General features: G+C 42.1%; 11 protein-coding genes. 3 read left to right on the forward strand and 8 right to left on the reverse strand.

Annotated features, from left to right (window positions below; translation table 11 throughout):
- Positions 1–35 precede the first annotated feature (35 nt).
- The 6 genes from spxR to NST80_RS08185 all read right to left on the reverse strand — a co-directional run bounded on the left by spxR (position 36) and on the right by NST80_RS08185 (position 7059).
- On the reverse strand, positions 36–1316 hold the full coding sequence (gene spxR, locus NST80_RS08160) for a CBS-HotDog domain-containing transcription factor SpxR (protein WP_002884454.1): 1281 nt from the start codon (positions 1314–1316) through the stop codon (positions 36–38).
- Positions 1309–1854: a GNAT family N-acetyltransferase gene (locus tag NST80_RS08165; RefSeq protein WP_013991031.1), complete on the reverse strand. Its 546-nt coding sequence runs from the start codon at positions 1852–1854 to the stop codon at positions 1309–1311. Before NST80_RS08165 ends, spxR begins: the two co-directional genes overlap by 8 nt.
- 65 nt (positions 1855–1919) lie before the next feature.
- A complete protein-coding gene (locus NST80_RS08170) occupies positions 1920–3182 on the reverse strand; it encodes a UDP-N-acetylglucosamine 1-carboxyvinyltransferase (RefSeq protein WP_013991032.1) in 1263 nt (420 codons plus the stop codon).
- Positions 3183–3267: 85 nt separating this feature from the next.
- The gene (locus NST80_RS08175) at positions 3268–5508 is read right to left on the reverse strand and encodes a DNA internalization-related competence protein ComEC/Rec2 (RefSeq protein WP_183138266.1); all 2241 of its coding nucleotides are present in this window, start codon (positions 5506–5508) and stop codon (positions 3268–3270) included.
- Positions 5498–6196 carry a helix-hairpin-helix domain-containing protein gene (locus NST80_RS08180; protein ID WP_013991034.1) on the reverse strand — a complete coding sequence of 233 codons (699 nt, stop codon included), beginning with the start codon at positions 6194–6196 and terminating at the stop codon, positions 5498–5500. Before NST80_RS08180 ends, NST80_RS08175 begins: the two co-directional genes overlap by 11 nt.
- Before the next feature lie 107 nt (positions 6197–6303).
- Positions 6304–7059, reverse strand: a complete 756-nt coding sequence (locus NST80_RS08185; protein ID WP_045768783.1) for a 1-acyl-sn-glycerol-3-phosphate acyltransferase — start codon at positions 7057–7059, stop codon at positions 6304–6306.
- A gap of 129 nt (positions 7060–7188) precedes the next feature.
- Here NST80_RS08185 and NST80_RS08190 point away from each other — a divergent pair, with 129 nt between their 5' ends.
- Genes NST80_RS08190 through NST80_RS08200 form a run of 3 tightly spaced genes read left to right on the forward strand, consistent with a single transcriptional unit; the run spans position 7189 to position 9211 of the window.
- Positions 7189–8124, forward strand: coding sequence for a polysaccharide deacetylase family protein (locus NST80_RS08190; protein ID WP_045768797.1), 936 nt, complete (start codon positions 7189–7191; stop codon positions 8122–8124).
- 49 nt (positions 8125–8173) lie between these two features.
- Positions 8174–8938 (forward strand): tRNA1(Val) (adenine(37)-N6)-methyltransferase, encoded by a 765-nt coding sequence (locus NST80_RS08195; protein WP_013991037.1) that lies wholly within the window; start codon positions 8174–8176, stop codon positions 8936–8938.
- Between the two features lie 3 nt (positions 8939–8941).
- Positions 8942–9211, forward strand: coding sequence for a GIY-YIG nuclease family protein (locus NST80_RS08200; protein WP_013991038.1), 270 nt, complete (start codon positions 8942–8944; stop codon positions 9209–9211).
- A 55-nt stretch (positions 9212–9266) separates the two neighbouring features.
- Here NST80_RS08200 and NST80_RS08205 read toward each other — a convergent pair whose 3' ends face one another.
- Together NST80_RS08205 and NST80_RS08210 are read right to left on the reverse strand one after the other, a co-directional pair.
- Positions 9267–10853: a DEAD/DEAH box helicase gene (locus NST80_RS08205; protein ID WP_004183188.1), complete on the reverse strand. Its 1587-nt coding sequence runs from the start codon at positions 10851–10853 to the stop codon at positions 9267–9269.
- Positions 10854–11047: 194 nt separating this feature from the next.
- Positions 11048–11953 carry a magnesium transporter CorA family protein gene (locus NST80_RS08210; RefSeq protein ID WP_073686637.1) on the reverse strand — a complete coding sequence of 302 codons (906 nt, stop codon included), beginning with the start codon at positions 11951–11953 and terminating at the stop codon, positions 11048–11050.
- Positions 11954–11965: the final 12 nt, after the last annotated feature.

Consider the following 11965-nt stretch of genomic DNA (forward strand, 5'->3'; position numbering starts at 1 on the left):
TCTCCGTTTTCTTTATATCTTTATTTTTTTAGTTACTAAGTTTTCTTAACCACAACGACTGATTTGCAGACGGTATGATTTCCGTGTGTAACCATAAGGTCCAGATGAGCTCTACGTCTGGTCTCAGCGATAATACTTGGTGTAATCGTCACCTTGTCATCAATCTGAGCCGCCTGAAGAAAGTAAAACATCATCTCTTCAATCACAAGACCATTTTGCTCCTGCTTTTCCATGATACGATAGACAACCTCTTTAACCATCTCTGCAAGAACACCCTGAGTGAGGTTCCCAGAATTGTCAATCATAGTGGGCTCTACCTCAAAGCTGAAAGCATGCTTGTCCTGGTTTAGGTTAGCTATCATTTGATCGCTAAAGGTATGCAAGTTGCCACGATTATTGTCCTGAAGTTCTTCCAAAACCTGACGACGGGTTATGACACCTAGATAGTGTTTTTCTTCGTCCACAACAGGAATGATATCAAAGTCTTCAAAAATCATCTTTTGGGCAACAGTTGCCAGACTAGTCTCAAGTCGTGTCACCGTCGGCTTGGTCATGATTGCCTTAAGCATGGTCGTCGGTTGCTGATTAGACACATCCCGCATGGTCACAATCCCAATCACTTTTTCAGACTCAGATAAGATTGGAAAACGTACCAAGTTGGTCCGTTTAACCAAATTCTGAAAATCCCTGACCGTCATTTCTGGAGTCATGTAGTTGTAGTCTTCTCGTCTGGTATAGACTTGAGCTACAGTCTTGATGTCTGTTTTGATGCGGACATTCGAAAGCGCCTGGTTAATCATAGTTGCCACGGTAAAAGTATCGTATGTTGTTACCATGACCGGAAATTGCTTCAAACGAGAAAGCTCTTTTACCCTATCGGAAACCTGAAAGCCCCCCGTCACTAGAATAGCATTATTGTGTTCCAGGGCAAGCAATTGAATATCCTCACGGTCCCCAACAATAAGAAGGTCTCCCTTGGTTAGATAACGGGTGATATTCTCAATAGTCATGGCTCCAATATAGAACTTACTGAAGACACGTTCCAGACCTTCATGACCAGAGATAACCTCAGACTCTGTAATCTCTGCAATCTCCGCAAAGGTCAGCCTGTCAAGGCGAACTTGGACTTTCTTTTCAATTCGAACCGTCCCACTCCGAGGACGTGTCTCAACCAACCCTCGATTTTCAGCTTCTTTAATTGCTCGATAGGCAGTTCCATCAGAAACCTGTAAGTGATTCGAAATACTACGCACACTAACACGCTTACCGATAGGCAAGGCCTCAAGATAATCTAGAATTTCTTGATGTTTACTCACAGTTCTCCTCCTTCTCAAAGCGGAGATAATCACGCATGGTACGAGTGTATCGGTCTGCTCCCTTAAAGCGAGACACAAGTTTAAAGCCAGATTTTTCCGCTACACGAATCGATGCCTTATTTTCCAAATGTGCAATAAGGATAATACGATCCATTCCCATAGCTGTCAAAGCCAAATCTGACAGACAGGTAACCGCCTCAGTCATTAGACCTCTACCCCAGTAAGAGGCATTCAGAAAATAGCCAAGCTCTGCAGTCCGTTTCTGGACATCAATCTTCTCAAAACGAACGACGCCAATCATCTTATCTAACTCTTTATCTACAATGGCCCATACACCTAGAGGCTCCTTCATGAAATAATGGACCAAAAGGCAATCCGTTTCATGCTGTGTTTGAGTGGCAGGAAAGAAAAATTGTAGATTCTGAGGATTTGATACAATTTCGTGTAAATCAAAACGATCCAAAAAGATGAGTGGTCTAAAAGAAAGGCGCTCCGACTCAAAAAAGGCAAAAGCACCCAGACTAGTCCAAATATCCATGATAGTATTATAACACAGTTTTAGAAATGGAAAAAGGCTCAACCACTAGGGGTTGAACCTTAGACTTAATCTTCAATCAAACGAATATCTGCACCAAGGTCAGAAAGTTTCTCAATGATATTTGAATACCCGCGAAGGATAAACTCAATATTGGTAATTTCAGTTTGACCTTCTGCCATAAGACCTGCCGTAACAAGCGCCGCACCCGCACGTAAATCACTAGCTTTTACTGGTACACCTGAGAGTTGCGTTGGACCGTTATAAACAATCTGTCCACCGAGTACTTGAATATCAGCTCCCATACGAGCCAATTCAGGAACGTGGTTCACACGTTTTTCATAAATTGTATCTATGATTTTTCCTCGACCACTTGCTTTCAATAACAACGGTGTCATCGGTTGTTGTAAATCTGTTGCAAAACCTGGATAAGGCGACGTCTTAATGTCAACAGGTTTTAGATCACCTTGCTCTTCCACAAAGATGGCATCTTCTTCAACTGTCATACGAACACCCATTGCTTCAAGTTTAGCAATAAAACTTTCAAGGTGTTCATAAAGAACATTTTTAACCTTAACTCCCTTACCGATAGCCGCGGCCATAGCAATGTAAGAACCCGCTTCAATACGGTCTGGAATAACTTGGTGACGAGTGCCATGTAAGCTCTCTACACCGTCAATCGTGATAACCTCTGTACCAGCGCCACGTACACGTGCGCCCATATTGTTAAGAAGAGTTGCTACATCAATAATCTCAGGTTCACGCGCCGCATTTTCAATAACCGTACGACCCTCAGCCTTAGCTGCTGCCAACATGGTATTGATAGTCGCTCCAACACTGACCGTATCCATGTAAATATGAGCACCCTTAATGCATTGACCAGCATCAGTCGCAATACGCATAGACTCCGCTTCATAGGAAATGCTAGCACCCATCGCTTCAAACGCCTTAAGGTGAAGGTCAATAGGACGTGGTCCCAAATCACAGCCACCTGGCAAACCTACTGTTGCCTGTCCGTAACGTCCAAGCAAGCTACCGTAGAAATAGTAAGAAGCACGAAGGCTGTTAATCTTACCAAATGGCATTGGCATATCCTTAACGCCTCGTGGATCAATTTCAAGTGTTTCGCCATCACGCTTAACAGAACCACCCATTACCTCTATAATTTCAATGAGGTTATCGACGTCGCTGATTGCTGGTACCCCGTCAAGAGTAACCACTCCATCAGATAAAATAATAGCTGGAATCAATGCAACAACTGAATTTTTAGCCCCTGATACTGTAACTTCTCCCTGAAGTTTCTTACCACCATTGATGATAATTTTACGCATACTGTTCAATCTTTCTTATACTGGAATATTAGCCTTTACATTCTACCATAGATTGAGGTGCATGACAAATTAAGAACTCTAACAATTATCGGACAGTTTCACTTGACCATTTAAACCAACCCTTAAAACGTATGGCTCCGTCTTTATCTGTTCGTAAAACCTTAATGTGACGTTGCTTAAAACGTTCTAATGTTTCATCATTTGGATGTTTATAACGATTGTTCTCACCAGCTGAAACAAGTGCAAGGGAGGGCTGCAACTGATCCAAAAAAGCTTCAGACGATGAGCCTTTTGAACCGTGGTGTCCAGCTTTGAGGACGCTTGCCCTTAAAGTTGGATAGCTGGCCATCAGCTCCTCCTCTCCTTCTTTTTCCAAATCACCAGTAAACAAAAAACTGCTTCCTAATAGTTTTCCGTAAAGAACTATCGAATCGTTGTTACCACCATCACCAATTTTATTGGGATAAAGAACCTGTAGCTTACTTCCCATCATGGGTAATTTGTCGCCAGCCTTTAGAGTGTGAACTGGTCGTTTTAAGGTCCGAAGTCTTTTAACAAAACTAGGTTTAGTCAAAGCCCCCTGACTGACACAGATTTCCTTAATCTTAAACCTCTTGGCCACTTCTTCCAAATCACCAATATGGTCTGTGTCCGTATGCGTCAGGACCAGGTGATCAATTTGAGACACTCCTCTAGCCTGTAGATAGGGAATCAAGGTTTTCTCTGCATTGCTCGTCTGGCTCCCCTCCTGCCATTTTTCCTTTGAACCGAAAGTCACCTTGCCACCCACATCAATTAGGATGGTATCGCCTTTCATACTCCTCAGAAAAATACTATCTCCCTGACCAACGTCAACCATAGTCACCTCATTGGTTAAAGGATGTTTGACCCAGACCATCAAAAGACCAAAAATCATCAAAAGGCAAATCCTAAACTGAGGCTTTTTCCAAAAATCAAAGAGCATAACCAATACAGCTATCATCAAGCTAAACTGTAACAAACTAGGTTTCCCTAAAATTAATGGCTGGCCTATCCAAGATTGTATCCAAGTCAAAAAGGTCTCCATCCATTCAAAAAGTGGGTTGATTTGAGAAAAGATTACCAGTCCTGAAAGGGCAAAGAAGACCGTCAAGACAGGCAAGAGAAAGTTATCAAAGACTATGGAAAATATCGCCGTCAGAATTAAACTCACCGGTTGAAAGGTCCCATAATAGTAAGTTAGAAAAGGCAAAATCCCAAGACTCAATACCAAGCTCATACAGATTGACTTTTTAAGAGATGACATCTCCTCAAAATCAAACAAACACAACAAAAAAGCATAGGAACAACTTAAAACACCTCCCACTGTTAAAAGAAAATGAGGTAAAAAGAGAAACAATAGAAGTAAGGTTATTCCCATATTATCCAGTTTTTTAATACCAAACTCCGCCAACAAACTTTGAATCAGGGAACGTAGGACTGAAGCTGTCCAACCTGTCATTAAGCCATAGCATAAGGAAAAAGGTAGCAAGATAATAAATAGATAATCTTTAGGAAGGCCCAAGCGTAGGAGTCCATAGCGAAACCATCCCAGAAAAAAGCCCACTTGCATCCCCGAAAGTGCGAATAGATGAATAATACCTAGGCTTGTGTAAAGCTGACTCTGCTCATCGAACTCCTTATCCAAATACCCAAAGAGTAGGCCTGTCATATAGTGTCTCATAGGACTAGGAAAATGTGTCTGGATATGAACCAAAGCCCTTCTCCTCAATTGATGGAAAAAAGCTAAGGGAGATAGAGATTTTTGAGACACCACATAATCCAAGCGCTCAATCTGAGCCATTCGATAAATACCTTGGCTGGCTAGATAAGACTGATAATTGAACCCTTGAAAATTACGTTGACCAGTTGCTGGGGATAACTTTATTTTCCCCTTTAATACCAGCGTTTGGCTAGTAGTCTTAAAAAAATGCTGCTCCTTCTCAGATTTGAGTCGGTAAAAGACCTGATAAGTTTGTCCCTTTGCCTTTCCGATAGCTGATAATTGCTCACCATTAACCGATAACGTATCAGCAACCAGAGTCACCTGATTGATTTCAGCAGGAGCTTGTTTATCTTGTATGGTAGCTTTGTGGTGTAAGAATAAAAAGTAGACCAAAAAGAAACTACCTACAATTCCCACCAACTTTAGGGCAGCCTTATTCTTCCAATGATGTTTCAAAAAACAGACCATAAGAAAGACAAAAGTCCCAATAGCATAAACATTAGTGACAAAAACCGTAAAATAAAGAGCAGCTATTAACAGAGCCAAGGAAAAAAGATTGATTGGAGCCTTTTTAAGCCACATAGAGGGACTCTCTGATTTTATCTAAAGTTTTTTCACCAATTCCTGAGACATTTTTCAAGTCATCTATGGATTGAAAGCCACCATGACTTTCACGATAGGCAATGATATCCTCAGCACGCTTAGCTCCAATCCCAGAAATGGTTTGCAACTCCTCTGAGGTCGCTGTATTTAAGTTAATTTTGCCATCCTTAGCACTAGTTTGCCCTCCTTTATCAGAGACCTGACCAGTTCCTGATTGACCAAGAACAGAGAGGTTTTCATCCTTAGTTGCCACATAGACAACCTCTTCGTCTGACAAGCTTGCAGCTAAGTTAACACTCTTAGCATCCGCATCCTCAGTCATTCCCCCAGCGGCTTTGATGGCATCAGTCACCCTAGCGCTTGCTTTTAAGGTATAAACACCCGGATTAGCCACAGCCCCCTTAACATCTACCGTTACTTTTGACTCATCCTTTTCACTTCCTTCAGTCTTTGACTGGGAAGACGCCTCAGAAAGAGACTGTGAGCTTTGTTTGGAGGAGGAGGAGGTTGACAAAGCTGTCACATCTGTATAAGACGTCTCCGCCTCCATGCTGTTGCCGGCACAGTAAGTCATCCATAGGAAGAAGCAAAAAATCACCATCAGTACAGCAATAACACTCACAAACAGACAATTATCTTTGACATAGGCTAGAATCTTTTCCTTCACGCTATTCTCCTTAATTGATATATTTTCTTTCTTATTCGTAAAAAATTTGAAAAATATATCAAAAAGTAAAAAACTCCATCAGATCTATATCTGATAGAGTTATTAGCTTATTTCTGCGTTTCTTTGGCACGGTGTTTTTCAGGGTTCCAAACAAAGCTAGCTACATATGAGAAAGCCATGGTCAAAAGCACTGCAATGATAGCCACAAGACCGAGAGGTACACGGTAAATATAAGTCAATGGGTTTGGTTTTTTGCCTGTTTGATAGCTCAAAGCTTCTTCATCAAGACGATCAAATTCAGACTGGATACGACGAGCAACCTCTTGAATATTTTCGTCATTCAAACGCTTCAAATCTGAAATATCAATAGGATTACCATAGTTCATATCCACACGTTCACCCGTTAAGAGACCCTTGAGCTCACGAGGGCCTTGATAGACAACTGGCATAATCTTAACCTTGGCCATTTTAGCGATAACCGCAACCCCACCCTTAACATCAGAAGAATGACGGCTACCACTTGGAAACATAATCAAACTACGATTACTCTTCTTAAGCATGTTAACAGGGTACTTGATAGCTTCTTGACCAGGATTTTCACGGTCAATTGGAAAGGCGCCACACATGCGGATCCACCAACCAAAGATACGGCTCTTAAAGAGTTCTTTCTTAGCCATGAAAATAAACTGCTTAGGACGGGCTGAAAAGGCCATATAAACAGGGTCCCACCAAGTTCGGTGCGGAGCAACCAAGATATAGTTTTCATCCTTGTCCAATAATTTATTGCGATTGTGGTAATGGGCATTGCCATTGATAATCCAAAGAAGGAAGACAACAAGCCCACGTAAATAAGCGTAAAACACGTTTTTACCTCTTTTTCTACAAGTTTTTTACTATTATACCAAAAAAGGAGCTCTTTTTTCATCGAATTTCTTTGCAAAAGTCTTGAAAATGGTGTGGCACTTTCTAATAGTTTGAGCTATAATGTAGCTATGATAAAAAGTATTAAGATTACAGGGGAAAATCGAAAGGCACTTAATATTTGCCTCATTATTGCAAACTTGGCTGTTTTGGCTATCCTAGGCTTTGTCCTATTCCAACGCCATAACACGAAATCTGAACAAGTAGCCAAGGTTGAAAAGACTGAACAAGTCGCTAATAGCACAAGTTCAGCTTCAGAAAAAGCTAAGGAAGAAGATAAAACACAACTCAAGAAAGGTAGTAACCACAGCATTGCAGCTTCTGACTATGCTTACGATGTTACTGCTGTTAATAACACTATTCGAGGCGAATCTCAGGATATCGACGACAAGGTAGTCTTTTTAACATTTGACGATGGGATTGATCCTACATTGACACCACAAGTCATGGATATTTTGAAAGAATATGGTGTTCATGCTACATTCTTCCACATTGGTTACACCATTACACAAGAAAATGCGGACATCCTCAAACGCCAAATTACAGAAGGACACGCGATTGCCAACCATAGCCTCAGCCATAACTTTAATCTCCTTTATCCAGGACGTGTTCCTAATCAAAGTCAGATTGTTTCTGAGGTTAACCAAACCATGGCTAATTTCCAAGCCATCCTAGGTAAAGACTTCAAGACAAGAATTTTCCGTTATCCTGGTGGTCATATGTCATGGCAAGGTCTAGAAAGTACTGACCAAGCTCTTGCCAAGGAAGGTGTCCAGTGGATTGATTGGAACATGCTTTGTGGTGATGCAGAACCAGCCTCTGTTCGCCCAACGACATCTGAAAGCATGATGGCCTACTTGGATGGTTCACAAAAATATTTCCCTGAGAGTCATGTTAAGGTTGTGCTTATGCACGACACTGCTGGTAAGGAGCTCACAGTTCAGACCCTTCCACAAATCATCGAATACTTCAAAGACCAAGGCTACACCTTTGGTGTCCTAGAGTAATCACTCACAACAGTTCCTTTGGGAGCTGTTTTTTGTTACAATAAAAGCTATGACAAATCCAATTTTAAAAGATGGAGAACGCATTGACCAACTCTTCTCCACAGATGTAAAAATCATTCAAAATAAGGAGGTCTTCAGCTATTCTATCGACAGTGTCCTCCTCTCTCGATTTCCAAAAATTCCCAAGAAGGGGTTAATCGTCGACCTCTGTTCGGGAAATGGTGCCGTTGGCCTCTTTGCTAGTACACGTACTGAGGCACCAATTACCTTGGTTGAGCTACAAGAACGTCTGGCTGACATGGCCAAGCGTTCCGTCACTCTCAACCAGCTAGAGGACCAGGTGACCGTTGTCAATGACGACCTAAAAAATTTGCTTGACCATGCCCCACGATCTCAGGTAGACCTTATTCTCTGTAACCCTCCCTACTTTAAGGCGACAGAAACGTCCAAGAAGAATCTGTCCGAGCACTACCTCTTGGCCCGTCACGAAATCACGACCAATCTAGAGGAAATTTGCCAGGTCGCACGTCATGCCCTCAAATCTAATGGACGCATTGCCATGGTGCATCGCCCTGACCGATTTTTGGATATCATCGACACCATGCGCCAATATAATCTAGCACCTAAACGCATCCAGTTCATCTATCCTAAGATGGGACGTGAGGCAAATATGCTCCTGATTGAAGCTATTAAAGACGGCTCGACAGATGGCTTGAAAATCCTTCCGCCTCTCTTTGTGCATAAGAAAAATGGCGACTATACCGACGAAATCTTTGAGATTTACTTTGGAAAAAAGACTGAGGGTGAGTCCTAGACGATGACAGAAAAGGATAACAAGGCCTACATGTATGTGGTTGAGTGTGCCGATGGCACCCTCTATACAGGCTATACCACAGACGTCGAACGCCGCCTCAAAACCCATAACGCAGGCAAAGGCGCCAAGTATACCAGAGCCCGCCTACCAGTTAAACTCCTCTATTCAGAATTCTTTGACAGCAAGCCTGAAGCCATGAGCGCCGAAGCACTCTTTAAGAAAAAAAGTCGAGAGAAAAAACTGGCTTATATCAAAGAACACACGGAAAAATAACCGTGTGTTCTTTGATATTGGAAAACGCTCTATTTTCATAGAGCGTTTTCATTGTTTATTTATCACCCTTGTTACGGATAACAAAGCCGTTTTTCTTTTCGCTTGAGGTACGGTGTGGGCGTTTATTGCCACGGTTTTCGAAGTCACGGCTATTCTTCTTAGACTTGCGTTTGAAGTCACGACGGCCACCATCTCGGTCATCGCGGTTACGGTCGCCACGGTATCCACCACGACGGTTGTTATCGCGACCACGGTTGCCACGGCCACCTTTGCCGCCTTTACCACCAAAGCCACCACCTGATGGTTTGAATGGCAATGGTTTTTCACGGGCAATTTCCACTTCTGGCATTGTCTCTGGGTCTTGAACGGTCAAGCTCAAGATGTAAAGTGCCAATTCTTCAGGAGTGAATTCTTGAGCCAATTTTACCGCATCACCCTTGAACTTGTCAAAGTTAGAACGGATAGCTTCATCCGCAAAGTCGCGTTCGATCTTCTTAAGGGCAACTTTCTTCTTAGCTTGGAAGGCTTCTTGAGCTGTTGGTGGCTTAAGACCTTTCATGCGTTTCTTGGTCAAGTTTTCGATGATTCCCAAGTAACCCATTTCGTTTGGTGCTACGAAAGTAATAGATTGACCTGATTGGCCTGCACGTCCTGTACGTCCAATACGGTGAACGTAGCTTTCTGGATCTTGTGGAATATCGTAGTTGTAGACGTGAGTGACACCTGAAATGTCAAGACCACGCGCTGCAACGTCTGTCGCAACCAAGATATCGATTTGGTCGTTCTTGAAGTCACGGATAACACGAAGACGTTTGTTTTGGTCAAGGTCACCGTGGATACCCTCTGCACGGAAACCACGAAGTTTCAAGCCACGTGTCAACTCGTCCACACGACGTTTGGTACGACCAAAGACAATTGACAATTCTGGTTGGTCAACATCCATAAGGCGAGTCATGGTATCAAACTTCTCTTGTTCCTTCACTCGGATAAAGTATTGGTCAACGTTAACATTGGTCAATTCTTTAGCCTTGATTTTCACATGCTCAGGGTCTTTCATGAACTGCACACCAATACGTTTGATGGCATCAGGCATAGTTGCTGAGAAAAGGAGAGTTTGACGTTCTTCTGGTACTCGGCTAATGATAGCTTCAATGTCTTCAAGGAAGCCCATGTTAAGCATTTCATCAGCTTCATCCAAAATCAAAGTCTCGATGTTATTGAGTTTAAGAGCCTTACGTTTGATAAGGTCAAGGAGACGACCTGGTGTCCCTACAACGATGTGGGCACCTGAACGAAGGGCCTTGATTTGTTTTTCAATGCTAGAACCACCGTAGACTGAGCGAACTTTAACGCCTTTGTCACGACCAAAACGGAAAAGCTCTTCTTGAGATTGCACTGCCAACTCACGTGTTGGGGCAATAACAAGGGCTTGGATTGTATTTTCTTCTGTACGAATTTTATCTAGGGTAGGCAAACCAAAGGCAGCTGTTTTACCAGTACCAGTTTGGGCCTGACCGATAACATCCTTACCTTCAAGAGCGAGTGGAATTGTCAACTCTTGGATAGGTGATGGTTTTTCAAAACCGGCAGCTACAACAGCTGATTGGATGTCTTCTGATAGGTTTAAATCTGTAAATTTCAAAGTATTCTTCTTTCTATTTGAAGGCGGTGCGAAGCCACCTTATGAGACTTGGTTGTGTAGTAGATTAACTACCTGTATTTAATAGTCGTTTATTTTAACAACTCATCTAGTCTATCATATTTAGAAATAAAAAGACAGGAAATAACGTTTTAAAACCGCCTTCAATTTGAGAAGACGGTTTCACTCACTAATTATTATCTATGGACCAACCAACGCAGGTAGCGGGCCAAGACCAAACAAAGAATCACACTACCGATAATGATGAAAATCCAGGCTGGACTAACCGTCATAAACGGTAAAGGAACATTCATCCCAAAGAAACCGGTAATGACGGCGAGCACTCCCAAGAGTACCTCAATAATGGTCAAATTACTCAAGTTGTTGTTCAGGTTATTGTTTAGGATATTATTATAAGAACCTGACAGTTGCTGTAAGACCTTAGAAATGAGGTCCGTCATGGCTACTAACTGTCTGGCTTCAATCATGGCATCATCAAACTGTTCTTTTTCAACCTCGTTGAGACGACGATAAATGGCGTGCCCCTTGATGTGCTCCAAAAGGAGACGGTTTTGTGTAGCGGCAGCTACCAAATAGACCATGCCTGTTTCCAAATCTGAAAGGTCGTAAAGATTCTTACTTGTCGTAGTCTGCCTTAGACGTCGACTAACCTCATCTTTTTGCTGATCCAAACGTTCAATGACGGGATAGTAGGCATTTGAAATCATCTCAAGTCCTGCAAAGAGCAATTTATAAATGGACAAATCCTCATGGTTATCCACATAGTCTTGCATTTTGCTGATCACATAAGCATTATCCTCGTTACTAATGGTCACCAAACGCGTATCTTGTACAATAAAGGTCAGAGGAATGGTTTCATAGTATTCCTTGTCCTTCTCAAGAGCTAGGACATTATAGATAAAGGTGATTGTTCCATTCTCACGGTTGTAGTCCATGTGAGCTCGTTCATTTTTATCCAAGGCATACTCTATGGTTTCCTGGTCAATATCATACTTGGTATAAAGGTAGGATTGCTCAGAAATAATATCTGAGTCAATATTAATCCAGTGACGCTTATAACCCAGTTCTTTTTCAATAAACATTTTTCTTCCTCA

The sequence above is a fragment of the Streptococcus sp. FSL K6-1323 genome (genome assembly GCF_038630745.1).
Taxonomy (GTDB): Bacteria; Bacillota; Bacilli; order Lactobacillales; family Streptococcaceae; genus Streptococcus; species Streptococcus salivarius_D.